This is a genomic window from Micromonospora sp. WMMA1976, assembly GCF_027497335.1.
GTDB classification, from domain to species: Bacteria; Actinomycetota; Actinomycetes; order Mycobacteriales; family Micromonosporaceae; genus Micromonospora; species Micromonospora aurantiaca.
The window spans coordinates 1732024-1754353 of record NZ_CP114912.1; the positions used below are offsets into that span (position 1 = coordinate 1732024).

At 73.5% G+C, this 22330-nt stretch carries 17 protein-coding genes and 1 riboswitch; of the genes, 10 read left to right on the top strand and 7 right to left on the bottom strand.

Features of this window, described 5'->3' with window-relative positions; translation table 11 throughout:
* Positions 1 to 52 precede the first annotated feature (52 nt).
* The 4 genes from O7546_RS08210 to O7546_RS08225 all read left to right on the top strand — a co-directional run bounded on the left by O7546_RS08210 (position 53) and on the right by O7546_RS08225 (position 3783).
* Positions 53 to 397: a hypothetical protein gene (locus O7546_RS08210; RefSeq protein WP_194800881.1), complete on the top strand. Its 345-nt coding sequence runs from the start codon at positions 53 to 55 to the stop codon at positions 395 to 397.
* A gap of 132 nt (positions 398 to 529) precedes the next feature.
* On the top strand, positions 530 to 1294 hold the full coding sequence (locus O7546_RS08215; protein ID WP_281600690.1) for a hypothetical protein: 765 nt from the start codon (positions 530 to 532) through the stop codon (positions 1292 to 1294).
* Between the two features lie 308 nt (positions 1295 to 1602).
* Positions 1603 to 1745: riboswitch (cyclic di-AMP (ydaO/yuaA leader) on the top strand.
* Between the two features lie 205 nt (positions 1746 to 1950).
* Complete coding sequence (locus O7546_RS08220; protein ID WP_269696489.1) at positions 1951 to 2784, top strand: C39 family peptidase; 834 nt, start codon at positions 1951 to 1953, stop codon at positions 2782 to 2784.
* Between the two features lie 252 nt (positions 2785 to 3036).
* Positions 3037 to 3783: an alpha/beta hydrolase gene (locus O7546_RS08225; protein WP_281600691.1), complete on the top strand. Its 747-nt coding sequence runs from the start codon at positions 3037 to 3039 to the stop codon at positions 3781 to 3783.
* A 37-nt stretch (positions 3784 to 3820) separates the two neighbouring features.
* Here O7546_RS08225 and O7546_RS08230 read toward each other — a convergent pair whose 3' ends face one another.
* From O7546_RS08230 to O7546_RS08245, 4 genes are all read right to left on the bottom strand, one after another.
* Positions 3821 to 5497 (bottom strand): CDP-glycerol glycerophosphotransferase family protein, encoded by a 1677-nt coding sequence (locus O7546_RS08230; protein ID WP_281600692.1) that lies wholly within the window; start codon positions 5495 to 5497, stop codon positions 3821 to 3823.
* A gap of 19 nt (positions 5498 to 5516) precedes the next feature.
* Positions 5517 to 7019, bottom strand: a complete 1503-nt coding sequence (locus O7546_RS08235; protein WP_281600693.1) for a bifunctional cytidylyltransferase/SDR family oxidoreductase — start codon at positions 7017 to 7019, stop codon at positions 5517 to 5519.
* 104 nt (positions 7020 to 7123) lie between these two features.
* Entirely contained in the window at positions 7124 to 7924 is an 801-nt protein-coding gene (locus tag O7546_RS08240) for an ABC transporter ATP-binding protein (RefSeq protein ID WP_135239213.1), read from the bottom strand.
* Positions 7917 to 8819, bottom strand: coding sequence for an ABC transporter permease (locus O7546_RS08245; RefSeq protein ID WP_194800887.1), 903 nt, complete (start codon positions 8817 to 8819; stop codon positions 7917 to 7919). Before O7546_RS08245 ends, O7546_RS08240 begins: the two co-directional genes overlap by 8 nt.
* 155 nt (positions 8820 to 8974) lie before the next feature.
* Here O7546_RS08245 and O7546_RS08250 point away from each other — a divergent pair, with 155 nt between their 5' ends.
* From O7546_RS08250 to O7546_RS08270, 5 genes are all read left to right on the top strand, one after another.
* A complete protein-coding gene (locus tag O7546_RS08250; RefSeq protein ID WP_135239215.1) occupies positions 8975 to 9607 on the top strand; it encodes a TetR/AcrR family transcriptional regulator in 633 nt (210 codons plus the stop codon).
* 151 nt (positions 9608 to 9758) lie between these two features.
* Positions 9759 to 10865 (top strand): DegT/DnrJ/EryC1/StrS family aminotransferase, encoded by a 1107-nt coding sequence (locus O7546_RS08255; protein ID WP_194800888.1) that lies wholly within the window; start codon positions 9759 to 9761, stop codon positions 10863 to 10865.
* A complete protein-coding gene (locus O7546_RS08260; RefSeq protein WP_194800889.1) occupies positions 10862 to 11893 on the top strand; it encodes a Gfo/Idh/MocA family oxidoreductase in 1032 nt (343 codons plus the stop codon). The genes O7546_RS08255 and O7546_RS08260 overlap by 4 nt, the downstream gene beginning before the upstream one ends.
* Complete coding sequence (locus O7546_RS08265; RefSeq protein ID WP_281600694.1) at positions 11890 to 13572, top strand: glycosyl transferase family 1; 1683 nt, start codon at positions 11890 to 11892, stop codon at positions 13570 to 13572. The genes O7546_RS08260 and O7546_RS08265 overlap by 4 nt, the downstream gene beginning before the upstream one ends.
* Before the next feature lie 98 nt (positions 13573 to 13670).
* Positions 13671 to 15263, top strand: a complete 1593-nt coding sequence (locus O7546_RS08270) for a glycosyltransferase (protein WP_269696492.1) — start codon at positions 13671 to 13673, stop codon at positions 15261 to 15263.
* A 61-nt stretch (positions 15264 to 15324) separates the two neighbouring features.
* Here the strand turns inward: O7546_RS08270 and O7546_RS08275 are convergent, their stop codons facing one another.
* From O7546_RS08275 to wecB, 3 genes are read right to left on the bottom strand one after another with little or no spacing between them, the layout of a single operon-like run.
* Positions 15325 to 17448 carry a hypothetical protein gene (locus O7546_RS08275; protein ID WP_194800892.1) on the bottom strand — a complete coding sequence of 708 codons (2124 nt, stop codon included), beginning with the start codon at positions 17446 to 17448 and terminating at the stop codon, positions 15325 to 15327.
* Positions 17445 to 18857, bottom strand: a complete 1413-nt coding sequence (locus tag O7546_RS08280; protein WP_194800893.1) for a glycosyl transferase — start codon at positions 18855 to 18857, stop codon at positions 17445 to 17447. The genes O7546_RS08275 and O7546_RS08280 overlap by 4 nt, the downstream gene beginning before the upstream one ends.
* 34 nt (positions 18858 to 18891) lie before the next feature.
* Positions 18892 to 19977 (bottom strand): UDP-N-acetylglucosamine 2-epimerase (non-hydrolyzing), encoded by a 1086-nt coding sequence (wecB, locus tag O7546_RS08285; RefSeq protein ID WP_194800894.1) that lies wholly within the window; start codon positions 19975 to 19977, stop codon positions 18892 to 18894.
* A 439-nt stretch (positions 19978 to 20416) separates the two neighbouring features.
* Between wecB and O7546_RS08290 the strand changes: the two genes are divergently transcribed.
* Positions 20417 to 22327 carry a hypothetical protein gene (locus O7546_RS08290; RefSeq protein ID WP_194800895.1) on the top strand — a complete coding sequence of 637 codons (1911 nt, stop codon included), beginning with the start codon at positions 20417 to 20419 and terminating at the stop codon, positions 22325 to 22327.
* Positions 22328 to 22330 lie beyond the last annotated feature (3 nt).

The window sequence follows — 22330 nt, forward strand, 5'->3', positions numbered from 1 at the left end:
CGACACGCCGTACGGCGGTGCGTTCGTGGGGGTTCGGCGGTAATTTGTACCCGTGCTTCCGATCGCGCTCACCTGCCCCGTGTGGTGGGTGGCGCGCTGGACCGCCCGGATGCTCGCCAGTCTCGCCGTGGTCGTCGCCTGTTCGTTCGGCGCCGCCACGCTGCCGGCCGGTGTCGCCGCTGCCGCCCCGGCCCCGGCGGTCGCCGTCTCGGCGTACCCGGTCACGGGCACCTCGACCGCCGTGCGGCCGGAGGTCGACCGCGTGGCCGAGCGGCAGGCCCTCCCCGCCGGGGTGCCGGCGCCCGCGCCCCGGGCAGCCGCCCCGGCCGCACCGCAGCCGGTCCCGGCCGGACGGGCCGCCGCACCGGCCGGCCCGCGGGCCCCGCCCGCCCGCTGACCCGCTCACGGGCCGCGCCCGTCCTCCGCACCCACTCGCACGTCATCCCCGCACCCGCCCCGGCGGCCACCGGCCCGCCCCGGCGAGGTCGTGCGGGTCCTCCCGCCAGGTCCTTCCCGTGAGGTGCCGACCATGTCCCAGACCGCTCTGTACCACTTCCTCACCTCCGTGCCCGAGGCCGCCGCCATCTGGTCCTTCCTGCTGCTGCTCGCCCTCGGCCTGCTCGCCGCGCTCGTCGCCCGGCCCGAACGCGACCCCGCGCCGGAGGCCGCCCCCGAACCGGCCGACGCCGACGCCGCCCGCCGTGACGACCTGGTCCGGTACGCCGAGGAGGTGGCGGTGGCCGCCGCCGGAGCCGCCCAGACGGCCCGTCGCCGCCGGGAGCGGTGGCTGGCCGCGCAGGACGAGGCGGACCGGGCCTGGACCGCGTACGACGAGGCGGACGCCGCCGCCCGCCGCCTCGCCGGTGCCGCCGCGCTGCCCGCCCCGCGCACGCCGCGCACCCCGGCCGAGTACGCGGCCCGGGAGCGCTGGCTGCACCACGCCGCCATGACGGCGCACTGGCGGGGCGACCTGACCGCCCGTCAGCTCGCCGACGTGCTGGCCCGCCGCAACGGATGGGATCCCCGCCGGCACCCGGCCGAGCAGGAGATCCTGCTGGCCCGCACCGTCCGGGACGGGCGCCGGGCCGGATGGGAGAGCGCCGCCGCGCGGGAGCGGACGGCCTGGCGGGACGCGGAACTGGCCGCCGAGGCCGCCCGGACGCTCGCCGCCGAGGCGTACGCGGCCACCGCCGCGCTGCGGCCCGCCCCGGCGTACCGGAGCGCGACGGCGAGCGCCGTGCCGGTGGCCGCGACGGTCCGCAACGCCCGCTGGCGCCCGGCCCGGGTCGGCTGAGACGACCGTCTCGACCGAATCGTTACCCGGAATATGGTGAGCCCGGTCACCCGGGCCGCCGAAACGGGCGCCGGGCGCAGAACGGGTCATCGAGTCCCGCGATTGCCGGTCGGGTGCTCGCCGTCTGTCCGCTTTCCGCCGCCGGGCGCCGTCGAAACTGCTTGTCCCATTGAGCGAAGTCAGTAACCGGGTGTTCCGAAATCCGTTACCGCGGATCACGTTTACGCAGGTGGGAGCGCTTGGCATGGGACATACCCACCGGTAGTGTCGGCGCGTCCGATGCGGTAATCGATCGCCGACGGCGACGCCGCACCGACCCGCCTAATCGTGTTCCACGAACCGGGGACCCATGAGCACCATCGGGGTGAATCCGCGGGCCCACGGCCCGCGGTAGGGCGTACTTCCCGCCCGAATCCGTCAGCTAACCCGGTCGGCGGCCACGGAAGGAGCAACCCCTCTTGCCCACCCCTCGATCGTCCCCCCGCCTCCACGGCGAAGCGGTGCCCGCGCGCGCCTGACGCGCGACCGGCAACCGCCCCCTGGGCGCCCGGCATCACGGGCGTTCCCGATCCCCCGGCCATCCGGCCCCGCCAGCACGTGTGAGTTCCTCCGCGTGCCGGGCCGGCGTGCGCCGCTCACGCCCCGTGGAGGATTTCGTGAAGCACCACCTGAAGCGTCAGCTGCGACGGATCGTCACCGAACGCCCGTACCAGATCATCGCCGGATCGGCCGCCGCGCTCGTGCTGGCCGCCGGTGCCGGAACCGTCGCCACCGCCGGTGACGACGCCCCGGTCCAGGAGAACACCGCCGCGGTCGCCGACCTCGGCTCCGCCCGTCTCGGCGAGCAGCCCGCCAGCCGCGGCGAGGCCCGCATCGCCGTACCGCCCAGCGCCTCCGCCGCGCCCAGCGCGTCGCCGAGCGCCTCCCCGTCCGCGAAGGCCACGGCGGACCCGGACACCACGCCCAAGGCCAAGCCGAAGCCGCCGTCGAGCAAGTCGCTCGACTACGACTACCAGGCGCAGATCAACTACTTCTACTGCGGCCCGGCCGCCGTGCGCAACGCGCTCAGCGCCGCCGGCATCGAGCGCAGCCAGGACGCGCTCGCCGGTCCTCTCGGCACCACCGAGATGGGCACCAACTCCGCCGAGGACACCACCCGGGTGCTCAACCAGCAGGTCAAGGGCAACCCGTACCGGACCCGCATGATTCCCGGCTCGGCCACCCCGGCCCAGATGGACCGCCTCCAGGCCGACGTGGTCGAGGCGATCAGCAACGGCCGCGGGGTCGTCGCGAACGTCGCCGGTACGGCCACCGACACCAACGGCGGCTGGCACTCGTTCCCGGGCGGCCACTACGTCGCCGTGGTCGGCTACAAGGACGACGGCCGGACCGTGCGGATCGCCGACTCGGCCGACCCGTCGCTGCCGTCGTACTGGGTCACCACGATCGACCTGGCGCACTGGATCGCCAGCCGCGGCTACTCCGCCTGACCGTCCCGCACACCCGAAGGCCGGCACCCCACCCGGGGCGCCGGCCTTCCTCGTCCCGCCCCCGCCCTCACGCCGTCTTGGCGCGCCGATCTTGGACTTGTGGCACCCAGTATGCCCGGCTCGCCCGCTATGGAAGGTGCCACAACTCCAAGATCGAGGGTGAGGGCGGCGTGTGGGCGGCCGGAGCCGCAGCGAGGGGGTCGGCGGGGTTCGGTCTCGCGTGTCCGGGGCGGGCGGTGGCAGACTGCGCCAATGGGCGATGCGACGGGGAAGCGGCACCTGATTCTCCTGCACGGCATGGGTGCCACCGGCGAGGTGTGGCTGCCCTGGGCGCCGCTGCTGGAACGCCGCTGGCCCGGCCGCTGGCTCGCCCCCGACCTGGCCGGTCACGGCTGGTCACCGCCGCTGCCCGGCTACTCGTTCGAGGCGCTGGCCCAGCGCGTGGTGGACGGGCTCGGGCCGGTGCGGCTCGGCCCCGACGACCGGCTGGTGCTGCTCGGGCACTCGCTCGGCGGGGTGGTGGCGCTGGCGCTCGCGGCCCGGCAGCGCGGGCTCCCGGTCGACGCGGTGGTCGGGCTCGGCATCAAGGCGGTCTGGTCGCCGGCCGAGCTGGCGAAGTCGGCGGAACTGGCCGCCCGGCCGGTCACCTGGTTCGCCACCCGGGACGAGGCGGCCCGGCGCTACCTGCGGGTATCAGGGCTCGCCGGGCTGTTCGCCCCGGACCACCCGGTGGTGGACGCGGGATTGCGGCGGGAGGACGGCCGCTGGCGGCTCGCGATGGACCCGGCCGCGTTCGCGGTCGGGGAGCCCCGGCTGCCGGTGCTGCTGGCGGCCACCGGTGTACCGGTGCTGCTGGCCCGCGGCGAGGCGGATCCGATGGTGACCGACGCGCAGCTCAAGGAGCTGGGCGTGCCGGTGGCGACGCTGCCGGGACTGGGCCACAACGCGCACGTCGAGGACCCGGAGGCGGTGCTCGCCCTGCTCGACCCGTACCTCTGAACGGGCGAGCCGGCCCGCGACGGGCCGGCTCGCGCTTCTAGCGGGCCGCGCGCGGCCCCGGGACCGCCCAGTCGGGTTCCAGTTGCCGGCGGGCGGCGGAGAGGAACGCCTCGGCGTAGGCGTCGGCGGGGAAGTCGCCCAGGTAGCGGGTACGCGCCGCCCAGCGCTGTGCCGCCTTCGGGTCGGCGTCCAGCAGGTCGGTGAGCACCTCGTCCACGTTTGACATGTCGCGCCGCAGCACGTAGCCGGACGCCGCGAGCGGGAACCGCTCGACGAAGTGCTCGCCGTCGGCGCCGGTGTCGGTGACCGCGTACGGCTTGCCGGAGTAGAGCCAGTCGGAGATGACCCCGGAGACGTCGGAGACCAGCGCGTCGGCGCGGTTGACGCACTCGGTGAGCGTCAGCTCGCGGCTCGCGGCGGCGCCGAACAGGTGCGGCCGGCCGGTCTTCGCACGGTCGGCGGCGAGCAGTTCGGTGAGCCGGGCGAGCTGGCGGGCCGAGGCCGGGTTCTTGCCGGTGTACGGGTGGGCGCGCAGGATCACCACGGCACCCCTGTCGATCAGCCGGCGGATCAGCGTCTCGGCCACCGGCAGCGAGCAGTAGTTGGCGTCGGCGTGGTGCCCGGTCCAGGTGGGCGTGTAGAGGAGCGTCGGGTGCGTCGGCGGGGTGACCGGCTCGCGGCGTACCTCGATGGCCTCGACCTGGGGACGGCCGACTACGACGAACTTGTCGGCGGGGATCTCCACGCCGGCGCGGGCGTACCTGTCGATCGCGGCCTGACCGGCCACGAAGATCTTGTCGAAGATGGCCGAGACCGGGTTGGCGCTGGGGGCCTTGTCGCTGTCGCCGTGGTGCAGCTGCACGTGGGTGAGCCGGCTGAACCGGATCAGGTGGGCGTTCTTCGCGCCGTGGTTGACGTAGAAGGCGACCCGCAGGCTGGGCACCAGCGCCTCGTCCAGCGCCTTCAGCGTGGGGCAGAGGACGACCGGGGCGCGGGTGGCGGCGGCCACCGCGGGCAGGTGCTCCGGTTCGCGCAGCACCACCATGAACGGGCGGCCGATCCGTTCCAGGTACGGCAGCCACATGGTGACCTGGTACTCCGAGCCGGGCGGAGCGGAGAAGTGCAGCACGAACTCGGGCTGGTGGCGGCGCAGCGCCCGGCCGACCGGTCCACCTCCGGCGGGCGGCCGGAACCGGCGCCGGGCGAGGTCCAGCGCGACCGCCCCGCATCCGGCGCCGACCAGCAGTGCGGCGACCAGCGCGGTCCACGCGGGCAGCGTCAGGGCGGCGGCGAGCGACACCACGGCGAGCAGCACCAGCAGCGCGTCGCCCAGCCGGGCGGCGACCACCGGTGTCCACGTGCGGACCGGGAGGTTCGCCGCGCGGATCTCCAGCGCGCCGGCCTGCCGCAGCGGCCCGACCAGCAGCACCAGCCCGAGCAGCACCAGCGCGGTGGCCGTGAGCGCCGGGTCGAAGCCGTCGTCGAGGCGACGGGCGTAGCCGACCAGGATGCCGGCGGCCACGAGCACCGTCTCGGCGAGCCCGTCGGCGGACGGCCGGACCCGGCGCTCCCAGGCGGTGGCGGCCAGCGCCGCGACCGCCAGGGCCAGGCCCCAGCCGGTGGCGCCGGTGAGCGCCACGACGAGGAAGGCCAGCACCGCCAGCCCGGTGGTCAGCACCCGGGCGAGCAGCTTGCGGACCAGGTCACCACGCATCTGGTACGTCCCGTCGGGTTCAGGCGTCGGCGGACAGCTCGGACCGGTGCGGGCCCGGCTGGGCCGGTACGGCGGCCACCTGCTCGCCGGGGGACCGGCGCACGTCGACCACCTGGCCGGTCAGGTCGGAGATCAGCACGTCCAGGGACGCCTGCGCGACCGCCTCGGAGGAGAGCAGCGTGTGCTCCGGCTCCTCGCCGAACGCCCGCGTCCGCATCGGCGTGGCGGTGCGTTCCGGGTTGACGCAGTTGACGCGTACCCCGAACTCGGCCCACTCGTCGGCGAGCGCCTGGGTCAGGTTGACCAGCGCGGCCTTGGTGGCCGAGTAGAGCGCGTAGCGGGCCCGGCCCCTGGTGTACGAGCTGGACGTGTAGAGCAGCAGCTGGCCCTTGGTCTGCTGGAGGTACGGCAGGGACTGGCGCGCGATGGTGACCGGGCCGACGAAGTTGACGTGCAGGAGACGGTCCATCGTCTCGGAGTCCATCTCGGCCAGCGCGCCCTTCTCGAGGATGCCGGCGGTGACCACCACGTGGTCGATCCGGCCGGTGGCCTCGAAGGCGGTCTTCAGCGCGGCGGCCACGTCCTCGGCGCGCTCGACGTGCGTGCCGGTGGTGGAGCGGCTGAACGGGAAGACCTGTGCACCGTAGGAGCGGGCCAGTTCGGCCAGGTCGTGGCCGATGCCGTAGCTGCCGCCGAAGACCACGATGGTCCGGCCGGTCAGCTCCTCGGCGTAGCTGCGGTGGTCGGTCAGCCGGGGCGCCTGCGCGGCGGCGAGCTGGAACAGCTTGTCGGCCAGGTGCACGTCGACCGGGTGGGTGACCTTGATGTTCTCGTCCGAGCCGTCGATCACCTTGATCGGCGTGCCGGGCAGGTAGCGCAGCACCACGCCGCAGTCGTCGGTGGCGGCGAAGTCGGGGTCGCCCTCGGCGTGCCGGTACGCCTCACGGATGGTGCCGGAGCGGAACGCCTGCGGGGTCTGGCCGCGGCGCAGCCGGGAGCGCACCGGGATGTCGGTGATGCAGTCGTCCGCGTCGACCTGGATGATCGTGTCGGCGGACGGGATGGCCACGTCGACAGCCGAGTAGGTCCAGAGCGCGTTCACGCACTCGCGCACGATCCGGGCGCTGACCAGCGGGCGGACCGCGTCGTGGAAGAGGATGTTGACGTCGCCCTCGCCGACCGCGTCGAGCGCGATCCGGGTGGTGTCGTTGCGGGTCTCACCGCCCTCGATCACCTTGGTGACCTTGCGGAAGCCGGCGTCGGCGACGATGCGCCGCGCGTCGTCGACGTGACCGGTGGCCATCAGCACGATGATCTCGTCGATCTCCGGCGCGGCCTCGAAGACGGCCAGCGTGTGCTCGATGATCGGCTTACCGGCGATCTTGAGCAGCTGCTTGGGGATGCCCAGCCCGAGGCGCGTACCGGTCCCCCCGGCGAGGATCACGGCCACCGTACGCGCGGGGCGCCAGGGTGCCGGGCTCGCCGGCGCGGCGTCCGGTGCGGTGGTGTGGTCCTGCGTCATTGCCGTACCTCACTCTGGGTGAAAGGGGATGGGTCCGAAAACCTTAACGCGTACGCGGGAGCGCACCGCTCCGGGCGGAACCCGGTGCGGTGCGCTCCGAGGCGCTACTTCTGGTTCTCGTACGCGTCGCAGACCTCCTTGGTGGGGCCGTCCATCTTCAGGACGCCGCTCTCCAGCCAGATGGTCCGCTCACAGGTGTCCCGGATCGAGCCGATCGAGTGGCTGACCAGGAAGACGGTGCCGGCGCTGTCGCGCAGTTCGCGGACCCGCTGCTCGCTGCGGACCCGGAACTTGCGGTCGCCGGTGGCCAGCGCCTCGTCGATGAGCAGCACGTCGTGCTTCTTCGCCGAGGAGATCGCGAAGCGCAGCCGCGCGCCCATGCCGGAGGAGTAGGTGCGCATCGGCAGCGAGGCGAAGTCGCCGCGCTCGTTGATCCCGGAGAACTCGATGATCTCCGGGGCGATCTTCTTGACCTCGTCCGGGTGCATGCCCATGGCGAGGCAGCCGAGCACCACGTTGCGCTCACCGGACAGGTCGTTGAGCAGCGCGGCGTTGACGCCGAGCAGCGACGGCTGGCCCTGGGTGTAGACGGCGCCGCGGGCCGGCGGGAGCAGCCCGGCGATGGCCCGCAGCAGCGTGGACTTGCCGGAGCCGTTGCTGCCGATCAGGCCGATCGCCTCACCCTCGTACGCGGTGAAGCTCACGCCCTTGACCGCGTGCACCTCGCGGATGTTCGGCGCCTTGGTACGGGAGACGATCCGCTTGAGCGCGGAGACCGGTGTGGTGCCGCCGGTCGCGCCCTTGTGGATCCGGTAGATGACGTGCACGTCGTCCACCACCACTGTGGGGACGCGGCCCGAGTCGGTCACCGGGCCGGCGTTCAACGGCAGGGTCTGCTCAGCCACGGCCGTACTCCTTCTCTCCGCGCCAGAAGTAGACGAACCCGCCGACGCCCATCACGATCGCCCAGAACACCCCGAGCGCCCAGAGCTTCGCCGGGGAGCTCACCAGGTGCGCCTGGTGCGAGTCGAGCAGCGCGTAGCGGGCCAGCTCGATGAAGACCAGCGGCGGGTTCCACTCCAGGATGTTCGCCGCCCACGGCGGCAGGTGCTCGCGGATGAGCGTCACCGGGTAGAGCACGCCGGAGGCGTACAGCCAGGTGCGCATCACGAACGGCATGACCTGCTTGAGGTCGGTGGCCTTGGAACCGAGGCGGGCCATGACCATGCTCAGCCCGACGTTGAAGATCGTCTGGAGCAGCAGCATCGGGACGATCAGGATCCAGCGGAAGGTGAGCGGCTCGCCGGTGACGAGCACGATGCCGGCCAGCACCACCATCGACATGAGCAGCTGCTGGAGCTGCACCAGCGTGACCGTGATCGGCAGCGCCGCCCGGGGGAACTGGAGCGCCCGGATCAGGCCCAGGTTGCCGGTGATCGCGCTGACGCCGTTCGAGGCCGCGGTCTGCGTGAAGATGAAGATGAAGACGCCGGTGCACAGGTACGCGATGAAGTTCGGCACGTTCCGGTGCTGGCCCAGGATGACGCCGAAGATCAGGAAGTAGACGGCCGCGTTGGTGAGCGGTGTCAGCACCTGCCAGAGCTGGCCGAGCTGGGTGTTGCTCAGCGAGGAGGCGACCTTCGCCCGGGAGTACGCGGTCATGAAGTGCCGGTACGCCCACAACCGGCGGGCGTACTCACCCAGGGCGGGTCGTTCCCCGGCCACCCGTAGCCCGTACCGCTGGGCCAGTTGGGCCCGGGTCAGTCCGGATTCGGGGTCGGCCACCGCGGTGTTGGCCATGTTCAGGCGCTCCGATCTTTCGTGCTGATGGGGAGCAGTGCGGTGAATGAGATCCAGCGTGGCCGGGCGGGGAGGAGCCGCCTCGCTGCTGCATGGAAGGTAGTCCACCGAACGTCGGGACGCAACCGTACCGTCGTTGCGCTACATTGTTCCACGTGACGACCGAGAAGAGGCGTGCTCCGGCCGGCGCGGCGGTGCTGCGCGGGGAGATCACCAGTGCCATCCGCGCCGCCGTGATGCAGGAGTTGGCCGAGGTCGGCTACGGTCGCCTCTCCATCGAGGCGGTGGCCCGCCGGGCCGGTGTGAGCAAGACCGCCATCTACCGCCGCTGGCGTTCCAAGCTCGATCTGGTGCTGGACATGGTCTCGGCGGTGGCGGGCCGGAACATCCCGCTGCTGGACACCGGCAGCCTCCTCGGTGACCTGGAGATCCTGCTGCACGTGATGGCGCGTGCACTACGTCACCGGCTGGCCGCGCAGATCATCCCGGACCTGCTGGCCGAGGCGGCCCGCAACCCGCAGATCGCGGAGAAGTTGCAGGCCGCCCTGGACGACTACCAGCAGGCGGTGGGCCGGATCCTGATCGGCCGCGCGGTCGAGCGCGGCGAGCTGTCCCCGGCCACCGACAGGCGGGCCGCCGTCGATCTGATCGTCGGTCCGGTCTACTGGCGGATGGCGATCTCCCGGGCCCCGCTGGAGCCCGCCGAGGTGCCCCGGATGGCGGCCGCGATCGTCGCCGCCCTGCGGGTAGCATGCGTGGAGCCTGTGCGCGACGAGGTGGAAGTGTGAGCCCCGGGCCGCCCCCGGAGGTCCGTCGCCGATCATGAACAGAAGGTCACAACCGGTCGGACAATCAGTGCGAACGGCTGGTTTTCCCGACAGAGCGGTACCATCCCCCGAAATGTCTCCCATGAACCACGCGTCGACAGGAGGAAGCCCCATGGCCGGGCCGCATCCAGAGTTCATTCCCCCCGCACGGCCGATCATCGGCGAAGCCGAGATCGAGGCGGCCGTCCGGGTGCTGCGGAGCGGCCGGGTCGTGCAGGGCCCCGAGGTCGCGGCATTCGAGGAGGAGTTCGGCGACCTGGTGGCCGGCCGGCACTGCGTCGCCGTCAACTCCGGCACCTCCGCGCTCCAGCTGACGCTGATGGCGCTCGGCTTCGGCCCGGGCGACGAGATCGTCGTCCCCTCGTTCTCCTTCGCCGCCAGCGGCAACGCGGTCCGGCTGGTCGGCGCCGAGCCGGTCTTCGTGGACATCGAGCCGGGCAGCTTCTGCGTCGACCCGGAGGCGGTCGCCGCGGCGATCACGCCGAAGACCGTCGCGATCATGCCGGTGCACCTCTACGGCCACCCGGCCGCGATGGACCGGATCATGGAGATCGCGCAGCAGCACGGCCTCGCCGTGGTCGAGGACGCCGCGCAGGCGCACGGCGCCGAGCTGAACGGCACCCCGGTCGGCGCCTTCGGCACCGCCGGCTGCTTCAGCTTCTACCCGACGAAGAACATGCACTCCCTCGAGGGCGGCATGATCACCACCGCCGACGCGGACCTCGCCCGCACCCTGCGGCTGCTGCGCAACCAGGGCATGGAGCAGCGGTACGCCAACGAGATCGTCGGCGCCAACATGCGGATGACCGACGTGGCCGCCGCCATCGGCCGGGTGCAGCTCACCCAGCTCGCCGAGTGGACCGAGCAGCGCCGCGCCAACGCCAAGTTCCTCGACTCGGCGATCACCGGCATGGTCACCCCGCCGGTCGCCGACGGCGCCAAGCACGTCTACCACCAGTACACGGTGCGGGTGCGGGGCGACCGGGACGCCGCCCAGGCCCGCCTCACCGAGCTGGGCATCGGCAACGCGGTCTACTACCCGACCCCGATCCACCGGCTCAAGCCGTACCTCGTGGACGGCAAGCCGGGCGCGTGGGACCTGCCGGAGACCGAGCGGGCCGCCGCCGAGGTGGTCTCGCTGCCGGTGCACCCGTCGCTGAGCCAGGCCGAGCTGGAGCGGATCGCCGAGGGCGCGAACCTGGCCGGCGGTGCCCGATGAGCGACGGCGGACGGAAGCTGCGGGCCGGCCTGATCGGCCTCGGCGCGATGGGGCGCAACCACGCCCGCGTGCTGTCCAACCTGGACGGCGTCGAGCTGGTCGGCGTGGTCGACCCGGCCGGCGACGTGACCGGCACGCTGCGCGCCCCGGTCGTACCCGAGCTGAGCGACCTGCTCGCCCTCGGCGTCGACTACGCGGTGGTGGCCTGCCCGACGGCGCTGCACGAGCCGATCGGCATGGAGCTGGCCGCCAACGGCGTCTGCGCGCTCATCGAGAAGCCGCTGGCCCAGTCCGTCGACGCGGCCACCCGGCTGGTCGAGGCGTTCGAGAACGCCGGCCTGGTCGCGGGCGTCGGCCACATCGAGCGCTACAACCCGGCGCTGCAGAGCCTGCGGACCCGTCTGGAGGCGGGCGAGCTGGGCGAGGTGTTCCAGGTCGTGACCCGGCGCCAGGGCCCGTTCCCGCACCGGATCGCCGACGTCGGCGTGGTGATGGACCTGGCCACCCACGACATCGACCTGACCGCCTGGGTGACCGGCCGGCAGTACGCCTCGGTCGCGGCCCGCACCGTCTCGCGCAGCGGCCGGCTGCACGAGGACATGGTCGCCGTGGTCGGCCAGCTCTCCGACGGCACGATGGTCAACCACCTGGTGAACTGGCTCAGCCCGCTCAAGGAGCGGTCCACAGTGGTCACCGGTGACAAGGGCTGCTTCGTGGCCGACACGCTCACCGCCGACCTGACGTTCTACGCCAACGCCGCCATCGACACCGAGTGGGAGGCGCTGCGCGCGTTCCGCGGCGTGGCCGAGGGCGACATGGTCCGCTACGCGATCCCGAAGCGCGAGCCGCTGCTGGTCGAGCACGAGCGCTTCCGGGACGCGGTGGAGGGCAAGCAGAGCGACATCGTCACGCTGCGGCAGGGTCTGCGTACCGTACAGGTCGCGGCCGCCCTGCTGGAGTCGTCCGCCGACGGCAAGGTCGTGTCCGTGGCGGCCAGCGGCAGCGACGCGGAGCCGGCACTGCGATGAGCCCGGCGCCGGTGCGGCGGACGGTCTCCGCGGTGCGGCGGCGGATTCCCCGGCGGTGGCGCATCGCGCTCCGCCGGGCCGCCGCCGGCACGCGCCCCTGGGAGACTCCTTCGGTACGCGAACTGTGTGAACTTCCCGCCGGCACGCCGCTGCTGGTGCATGCCGGCGGGATCACCGGCGACCGGGCACTGGACGGCGTGCTGCGCGCCCTGGCCCGGTTGCCCGAGTTCCACCTGGCGCTGGTCTGCGACCCGGCGGAGCAGGCGGCCGTCCAGGATTTGGTCCGCCGGGCCGGCAAGGCCCGACGCCGGGTCCACCCGGTGCCGCGCCCGCGCACGATGACGGCCGCGTTCCTCGCCTCGGGGGACGTGGCCGTGTTCGGGTTCGCGCCGGACGCCGGTCTCGGGCTGCTCGACACCTGCCTCGCCGCCGGCCTGCGGATCGTCGCCGCCGACAACCGGGTGGTCCGTGAGCACCTGGCCCGCCACCGGACCGGCGACTTCTACGCGCCCGGCTCGGTGCCCTCCTTCGCCAAGGCGGTGGAACGGGCCTGGCAGCGGGGCGACGACGACACGCCGGAGCCGCAGGAGCCGGCGGTCGCGCCGGTCGAGGCCGGCACTCCGGGCCGGTGGCGGGCGCTCGGCGCCGGGCCGGTCCGGCTGGGTCTGGGCACGGCGAACTACGCCGGGCAGCTCTCCGCCCTCGCGGTGGCGATCAGCGCCGCGCGGGCGGACGTCGGCATCGAGCTGGTCGTCGCCAAGCCACCGGCCACCTACCGCTACCCGGCCGACCGGTATCTGCACTTCCCCGGCGAGCACCGGCTCGACGTGCAGGTGCAGCAGGCCGCGCGGGTGCTCGGCTTCTACACGCACCTGATCGTGGACGCGTTCCGTCCGGTGCTCGGCCGGCTCAACGGCGACGACATCGCCGCGGACCTGCCCGCGCTGCGCCGGGCCCGGCTCAAGGTCGCGCTGCTGGCGCACGGCAGTGAGATCCGCCACCCCGGCGCGCACCTGGAACGGCACGCCGAGTCCGCGTTCCGGGACGCGCCGGAGGAGCTGCGCGAGCGGCTCACCGTGGTGGCCGAGCAGAACCGGCGTACGGCCGAGGAGAGCGGCCTGCCGTTCTTCGTGACCACGCCGGACCTGCTGGACGACGTGCCGTTCGCCACCTGGGCGCCGCTGATCGTGGACGTGGACGCCTGGGCCTGCGACCGTCCGGTGCTGGAACGCACCCGGCCGGTGGTGCTGCACGCCCCGTCCAACCGCTGGACCAAGGGCACCGACCGGCTGCTGCCCCGGTTGCAGGAGCTGCACGATCGACGGATCATCGAACTGCGCCTGGTGGAGGGTCTGCCGCACAGCGAGATGCGCCGCCTGGTGCAGGACTGCGACATCGTGGTCGACCAGTTGGTGATGGGCAGCTACGGCACCTTCTCCTGTGAGGGGATGGCAGCCGGCAAGGTCGTGGTGGCGTACGTGAGTGAAGGACCGCACCGGGCCGCCGGGGTCCAGCCGCCGATCGCCAACGCCACACCCGGCACGCTCGTCAAGACGATCGAGTCGCTGCTCGACGACAGGCCCGCCGCGGTCGCCCTGGCCGCGGAGGGCGCGCGTTACGTCCGTGACCACCACGACGGCCGGCGGACCGCCGAGGCATTCGACGCCTTCCTCCGGTGACCCGCCGACCGCCCGTGCACCGCCCCGCCAACGAGGAGAAGCACCCGATGCAAGCTGTCCCGAGTAGCGATGCCCGACCGACCCGGGGACGGGTGGTGATGCTGGTCGACAACGGAGTCCACGGCGACTCCCGGGTGCAGAAGGCCGCCCGCTCCGCCGCCGAGGCCGGCTGGGAGGTGATCCTGGTCGGCATCCTCAAGGGCGCGGCGACCGAGGACACCTGGCGCATCGGCGACGCCGAGGTCCGCCTGATCCGGATGCCCCGGCGGCTGACCCACCCGGTCGCGTACCGCCGCGCGCTGCTGCGCCGCCCGCTGGCGTACAAGCCGGGGCCGGACGCCAAGCGGCGGCTGAACACGCTGCGGGCCCGCCGGGACGACCTGACGTTCCGTCTCTCCGAGATCAAGGTGAACCGGGCGGCGGGCGGGCCCCGCCTCGCCGAGCTGGCCGGCAAGGCCCGGCTGGCCGCGCCGTACTTCCTCAACAAGACGATGTTCCGTTGGGTCAAGTTCCGCTCGGCGCAGCTGCGGCGGCTCCAGGAGAGCCAGCAGAACCCGGACTCGCGGCTCGACCGCGCCGCGCTGCGGTTCTGGCAGCGGGTGCACGGTGACCGGGCCTGGCGCCGGCTGGACCCGGAACTGTGGGACTTCGAGCTGGCCTTCGCCTCGGTCGTGGACGAGCTGCGGCCGGATCTGATCCACGCGCACGACTTCCGGATGCTCGGCGTCGGCGCGCGGGCGGTCATGCGGGCCCGGGCCGGCGGACGCGACGTCAAGCTGCTCTGGGACGCGCACGAGTTCGTCCCCGGCATCATCGGCCGGCCGGCCAACCTGCGCTGGCTGCCCGCCCAGATCGCCTACGTGCGGGAGCACGCGCCGTACGCCGACGCGGTCATCACCGTCTCGTCCACCCTGGCCGACCTGCTGCGGGAGAGCCACGACCTGCCCGAGCAGCCGGCCGTGGTGCTGAACGCGCCGCCGCGGTCGCTCACGCCGGAACAGCGGGCCACGCCGGTACCGGACATCCGGGCGATGTGCGGCATCGACGCCGGCACGCCGCTGCTCGTCTACTGCGGCGGCATCAACCCCTCGCGCGGCGTGGACATCATGATCCGTGGGCTCACCGAGATGCCCGAGGCGCACGTCGCGCTGGTCTCGGTGCACCCCAACGGCAAGGCCCCGATCATGTACGAGCTGGAGGAGCTGGCCGCCGAACTGGGCGTGGCCGACCGGGTGCACCTGCTGCCGTACGTGCCGCACTGGCAGGTGTCCGCGTTCGTCGCCCCGGCCGACCTGGGCGTCATCCCGATCCACCACAAGCCGAACCACGAGATCGCGCTGATCACCAAGTTCTTCGAGTACGCCCACGGCGGCCTGCCGATGGTGGTCAGCGACGTGCGGACGATGGCCGAGGCGACCCGGGCCACCGGGCACGGCGAGGTCTTCCGGGCCGAGGACCTGGACGACTACGTCCGGGCGGTGCGTACCGTGCTGGCCGATCCGCAGCGCTACCGGGCCGCGTACGACCGGCCGGGTGTGCTGGAGCAGTGGACCTGGGAGGCGCAGGCCCGGGTGATGGACGAGGTCTACACCCGGCTGCTGCCGAACCACCCCGGCCCGATGCGGCCGGCGGCGGCGGACACCGCCGTCACGGCGGTGCCGAACCAGCGGACGGCGGTGCCGGTGCGCTGACCGGCGGAGAACGACAGCGGGGCCCGGCCGACCGGCCGGGCCCCGCACTCGTTGCGCCTGCTCAGTCGCCCAGCAGCAGCCGGTCGTAGTCGGCCTGGGTGACGGCCCAGTCCCAGGTCTTCAGCACGTGCTCCGAGGCGGCCCGGCCGGCGTCCGCCCACGCCTGCTCGGTCGCGGTGACGGCCAGGATCCGCTCCGCCGCCTCCGCCGGGGTGTCCGCCATCCAGTCGGCGGGGAAGAGGGTACGGGCACCGTGCGGCTTGCCGGCGAAGAACGGCCAGTCCCGCACCACCGGCACAGCGCCGCTCGCCACGCCCTCCACCAGACCGCAGTGGAAGCTCTCCCGCACCGAGGTGCTGAGGATGACGCCGACCTCCTGGAGCGCACCCGGCACGTCGTCGGTCTGCCCGTAGCGCCGGACCGCGCCCAGCGGCTCCAGCTCGGCCAGGTCCTTGGCGAGCAGCCGGCCGTAGTCCTTCGCCGGCTTGCTGGTCCGGTTGTTGAAGTTGCTGCCGATGAGCGTCAGGTTGTACCGCTCGTCGTGCTCCCGCAGCTTCCGCAGCACGTCGATCGCCCACCGCGGGTCCTTCGCCACCGAGCTGAACCCGACCAGCCCCAGCGTGAACCGGGCGTCGGCCGGCTTGGCCCGGGGGTAGCGCTGCAGGTCCATCGCGTTGTCGACCACCCACAGCCGGGGGGCGTGTTCGCCGGTGAGCTGCGGCAGCACCGCGGTGGACAGGTCCCGCAGGTGCTCGGAGACGAAGACGACGTCGTCGACCCGGGAGAAGTCCACCAGGTGCGGCCAGAAGTTGAACGCCTCGAAGCTGTGCAGCCGGACGATGATCCTGGCCGTCCCCGGGTCGTGCAGCGTGAAGAGCGCGGCGGTGGCCTGGCACCAGTCGACGAACACGGTGTCGGCCCAGTCCAGGTGCGGCCGAAGCCACTCCTCGATCTTGGCCCCGTACGTCGACTCGGCGCCGAGCAGGTGCTCCATCACGGTGCTGCCGCTGAGCGCCAGCGGACGGGTCACCGGGTCCTCGTACAGGTCCAGGAAACGGACCTCCACGTTCGGCATGCCCCGGTAGCGCTCCAGGATCTCCTGGAGGAAGTTGTCGTTGATCAGCGTGGTGACCAGCAGCCGCAGCGGCCGGTCGGTGGGCGCCGGGGCGGCCGGGGCGAGCCGGCCCCGCGGCTCGGACAGCTTCCGCGCCGCCGCGCTCTCCCGGAACGGCGCCAGGAAGGCGCCCGGGTCGTCGCTCATCGGCGAGGAGAGCCGGTCGAAGTGCAGCACCCGGTTGGACGCCAGGCTCCACGCCCGCGACACCGCAGCGGCGGCCTTCTTCGGGTCCTTCGCCAGCCGGGCGTCGGCAAGCGCGAGCTGGGCGCGGATCGCGTCGTGCAGCCCGGACGGGACGTGCCCGAGGGCCAGCTCGCCCTGCGCGGCCTTGGTGAGCACGTCCGCCCGGGTGGCGGCGCTGTTGATCCGGCTGACCGCGGCCGCGGCGGTCCGGGCCGCGACCGCCGGGCGGCCCGCCTTGACCGCGCTGTCGTGCAGCCGTACCGCGAGCTTGCTGCGCAGCCGGTCCGGTACGCGGGGCGCGGCCACCGCGCGGGACCAGAACCAGGCGCCGGCCGGGTTGCTCATGATCCGCTGGCCGGTCGCCTTCTGGACGGTGGTGCGCACGGTCTCCACCGCCGCCCGCTTGGCGCCCCGGGTGCCGATGCCGGCGGCCGCCGCGACCTGCCGCTCCAGCCGCTTGCCGACCGGCTCGGTACGCGGCGCGTCGAGCGCCCGCTGCGCCGGCACGAGCCCGAAGTGTGCGCCGGCCCGGGTGTTGCGCTGGGCCATCTCCCACACCGTGTAGACCGACCGGGGGTCCAGCGCCACCAGCAGGTCGGCGGACCGGAAACGCTGCCGCAGCCAGGCATGGCGCTGCGCGTGCAGCCAGATCTTGCGGTTGGCCTGCGCCCGGCCGAGCGCCCGCCGCAGCCGGGCGTCGCGCTTCTCGGCGGGTACGACGAACGACCGCACCTCGGCCAGCGCCGGGTCGACCGGGAGTTCCGCGCTGTCGAAGAAGCACGCCACCGTGACGCGGGCGCCACGGCTGCGGAAACGTTCCAGCGCCTCGATCAGCACGGCCGGCTGCTTCGGTGCGGCGGCGGCCACGATGAGCACTGTGGTCACAGTCGGGCATCTCCCGTCGAGGAGGTAGTGGCCGGGGTGGCCGCGCCGGCGCCGGTGGGCCGGACGAGTTCGGTGAGGCGGCGGACCGCCGGGGCGAGCACAGCGGGCCGCGCGAAACGGCGGGCCAGGTCCCGGGCGGCGGCCCGGTCCGCGTCGGTCGCCTTCAGGGCCAGCCGGCCGGCCTCCACGAAGGAGCCGGCGAGGCGGTGCGGGTCGAGCCCGACCGCCCCGGTCCACAGCGGATGGCCGGCGAGCACGTTGCTGGCGTCGTGGTCGACGTCGTGGGCGGAGAGCACGGGCAGGCCGCTGGCCATGAACTCGTACACCTTGCCGGAGGTGACGAACCGTCCACCGACGAGCATCAGCACCAGCGCGTCCCAGGAGCCGTACGTGGCCGCCAGCTCCGCCTTCGGCACCGGGCCGCCGAAGCTGACCCCGTCGACGGCGGCCTCCTTGAGCAGGTCCATGTGCCGGTTGGCCTCACGCGACGCGCCCGCGCCGATGTGCCCGCGCACCTCGAACCGGGAGCGGGCCAGCAGCGGGTCGTCGCGCCGGGCGATGCGCCAGGCGTCCAGTACCGACTCCAGGAACGCCGGGCTGAAGTTGACCGAGCCCAGGTAGCCGAAGGTCAGCCCGGCTGCCGGGTCCGGCGAGCGGCCGGAGATGTCCGGCAGGCTGTCCTCGTCGTAGCCGTTGCGCACCACGTGCACCCGGTCGGCCAGGTGCGGGTAGCGCTCCCGGTAGAAGCCGGCGATCGGGTCGTTGACGCACCACACCGCGAGCGCGTTCTCCAGCACCGTGGACTCCCACCGGCCGGAGACCGAGTCGCGGGTGAACGCCTCGCCGCCGCCGATCACGTCGAGCGACCAGCCGTCGCGGAAGTCGACCGCGTACGGGACCTTGTGCTCCTCCCACAGCTTCCGGGTGGCCGCCAGGTTCACGTACGGGGCGCAGGAGGCGAGCAGCAGGTCGGCCGGGTGCTCGCGGTGCAGCCGCAGCACCGCCTTCTCCAGCTCGTACCGCCAGCCGCCGAACACCGGCTCCGGGAACGCCTGCTGCTCGCGCTTGCGAAGCCGCTTGATCCAGCCCGCCGGGTCCAGCGACCGCTCCTCGGAGAACGCCCTGATGTCGGTCTCCAGGTCCTCCCGGATCAGCGGCAGCTCGACCACCCGCACCCGCGGGTCGACCTTCTCCGACAGCGTGTGGTCCAGGCCGTACTCCCGCTCCCACGCCTGCTGGCAGATCGTGATGACGGTGATGTCCCAGCCCTGGGCGACGAACTGGTTCGCCGTCTCGCGCAGCCGGTACGCGCTGCTCTTCGCCGCGGGCGGGAAGCCGATCGCGAGGTAGATGGCGTGCGGCCGCTTCCCGCCCCGCGAGCGGGGGAGCGGGACGGTGTGGTTGGTCATCGCTGATAACCGATCGTGAGGAGGGAGCGCGTCGTCATGCCAGGTGCCGCCGCAGCGTCTCGGCGACCCGCCGGGCCGCCCGGCCGTCACCGTACGGGGTGCCGCGCGGCGCCTCCGGGGCGGGACGCGTCGCGGTGGCCGCCCAGCCGGCGCCCAGCTCGCGCGGATCCGGTACCAGCACGTTCCAGCCGTCGGCGAGCGTCTCGACCCACTCCGTCTCGGTGCGCAGCGTGGTGCACGGCCGGTCCAGCAGGTACGCCTCCTTCTGGAGGCCGCCCGAGTCGGTGACCACGCCGGCGGAGCCGACCACGGCGGCCACCATCGCGGCGTACGGCAGCGGCCGGCCGGCGTGCAGCGCGCCCCGGGTCAGCTTCAGCCCGTGCTCGTCGGCGCGGGCGACCAGCCGCGGGTGGGCCAGCAGCGCGACCGGCACGGGCAGGTCGGCGAGCGCGTCGAGCAGCGCGGCGAGCCGCTTCGGGTCGTCGGTGTTCTCCGCGCGGTGCAGGGTGGCGAGCAGGTACGGCGCGTCCGGGTCGATGCCGTCGGGCAGCGCCGGGCGGGGCTGCCCGCCCCGCGCCACGTCGTCGCGGACCCGCAGGCAGACGTCCACCATCACGTCGCCGACCAGTTCGGTACGGGCGGCCAGGCCCTCCGTGGCGAGGTGCCGGACGGCCTCCTCGGTGGGGGCGAGCAGCAGATCGGCGGCGTGGTCGGTGAGCACCCGGTTGTGCTCCTCCGGCATCCGCCGGTTGAACGACCGCAGCCCGGCCTCCAGGTGCGCCACCCGCAGGTGCTGCTTGACCGCCGACAGCGTGCCGGCCAGCGTCGAGTTGGTGTCGCCGTACACCAGCACCCAGTCCGGCGCCTCGGCGGCGAGCACCGGATCCAGGGCGGCCAGGGTGTTGCCGGTCTGCACGCCGTGGCTGCCGGAGCCGATCCCCAGGTGCACGTCCGGGTCGGGGATGCCGAGGCCGGAGAAGAAGACGTCGGACAGGTCGGCGTCGTAGTGCTGGCCGGTGTGCACGATCACGTGCTCGCACCCGTCCTCGGCGAACGCCGCCGCGATGGGCGCCAGCTTCACCAACTGCGGTCGGGCGCCGACGATGCTGACGACCTTCACACGTGACTCCTCGTGATCTGCGACGGATTCTCGGGGCGGACCGGCCGCCGCCCGAGACGGGAGGCCGTGGACCCCGGCCGGGTGGCCGGGCCGGTGCCCGCAGGCCCTAGAAATAGTAGTGCCCCACCCGCCGCCGGACGACGTACGCGGACGTGGCCGGTACGCGATGGTGGGCCGGGCCACCCGCCGTCACCGGACGCCGTCGCCCCGACGGGGAGCACGGTGACCGGTGGCGTGGAACGGGACACGAGGGACCAGCCTAACCGAACCGGCCGGATCACCCCGGTCCGGCGGGCGCCCGCCCGGCTGCTCGCCGCCGCCGCGGCACGGTCCGGTCACCGCCGGTACGTCCCGCCGCCGGGGGATCGTCGCCGAGTCTTCACCGGGCCGGGCGAGCCTGGCCCGGCGGCGCGGCCCGGCTTGCGTACACTACGGCGCCATGACCGCCCCCGGGCCCGAGACCCGTACCCGCACCGCAGACGCCGGTGGATCGGTGGCCGACGCCACCGGCGAGACCGCGAAGCCGCCGACCGCCGACGGCGCGGACCGGCCCGCCGACGCCGCGCAGCAGCAGGCGCAGCCGGAGACCGCCGCGGCGGAGCGTGCCGACCGCCCCGGGCGGTGGCACCGGATGCGGCCGGATCTGCTGGTCGCGGCGATCTACCTGGCCGGCGCGTTCTGGGTGACCGCGCGGGGCTGGGTGAACCCCGACGGGCGGTTGCTCGGCAGTCGCCCCAACGACCAGGGCTTCAACGAGTGGATGCTGGCGTACGCCGCGCACGCGGTCAGCAACCTGGAGAACCCGTTCTTCACCTCGTTGCAGAACGCCCCGGACGGCGTGAACCTGATGACGAACGTCGGCATGCAGCTACCAGGGCTGGTGCTGTCTCCGGTCACCCTGCTGTTCGGCGCGCCGTTCGCGTACCTGCTGTTCATCACGCTCAACCTGGCCGGCACCGCGTACGCCTGGTACCACGTGCTGTCCCGCAACCTGGTCTCGTCCCGGGTGGCGGCCTTCGCCGGCGGCCTGTTCTGCGCGTTCGCGCCGGCGCTGGTGTCGCACAGCAACGGCCACCCGCACATCACCGCCCAGTGGCTGGTGCCGTTCATCCTCTGGCAGGTGATCCGGCTGGCCCGGGACGGCCGCCCGGTGCGCAACGGCCTGGTGCTGGGCGCGCTCGTGGTGGCGCAGTTCTTCGTGAGCCTGGAGATCCTGTTCCTGACCGCGCTCGGCTGCCTGATGATGGTCGTCGGCTACGTGATCTTCCGGCCGCGGGAGGCGCTGCGCCGGGCCGGGCCGATGCTCGGCGGGCTCGCCATCACCGGCGTGCTCGTCGGTGCGGCCTCCGCGTACCCGCTGTGGATGCAGTTCGCCGGCCCGCAGCACCGGGTCGGTCACCCGGGCGACCCGGACGTCTACGCGCTGACCCTCGGCTCGTTCGTGCGGTACGCCACCGAGTCCGTGGCCGGCAGCCCCACCAGCGCCCTGCGCTGGGGCCCGAACACCACCGAGCAGGCCAGCTTCTACGGCTGGTCGGTGGTGATCCTGGCGATCGGCGCCGCCCTGTGGCTGCGCCGCGAGATCGTGGTCCGGGTGCTCGCCGTGGTCGCGCTGATCTCGGCGGTCTTCTCGATCGGCACCACCTGGACCGTGGGCACCCGCCGCACCGACGTGCCGGCGCCGTTCGCGCTGGTGTCCGAGCTGCCGGTGTTCGACTCGGTGGTGGTGTCCCGGTTCGCGCTGATCACCACGGTGGCGCTCGGCGTGCTGTTCGCGGTGGCCGGGGACCGGGTGGCCCGGGTACGGGCGGACGAGCCCGGCCAGTCCCGGCTGGTGCCCCGTCTGGCCGCTGTGGCGCTGTTCGCCGCGCTGCTGCCGATCCTGCCCACCCCGCTGGAGGCGCGCGGGCGCAACCCGGTGCCGGACTTCGTCACCGCCGGCGTCTGGAAGGAGCACGTCGCCCCCGGCCGCACCCTGGTGCCGGTCCCGGTCGACGGCATGACGTCGCTGTACTGGAGTTCCGCCGCGCTGGCCGGCTTCGCCGTACCGGAGGGGTACTTCCTCGGGCCGGTCTCCAAGACCGACAACACCGGCCGGTGGGGCGTCGAGCCGCAGCCGACCGCGAAGCTGCTCACCGCCGTGTCGCGGGGCCAGCGGGACACCGCTGTCGGCCCGGCCGACGTCGAGCAGGCCCGCGCCGACGTGCGGCACTGGAAGGCCGACGCGGTGGCGCTGCCGGACCGGGCCCGCCGCCACGACGACCTCAAGGTGGTGCTCGACGCGCTCTACGGGCCGGGGCAGCGGGTGGCGGACGTCTGGCTGTGGGACGTCCGCCCGCTCACCCGGTGAGGG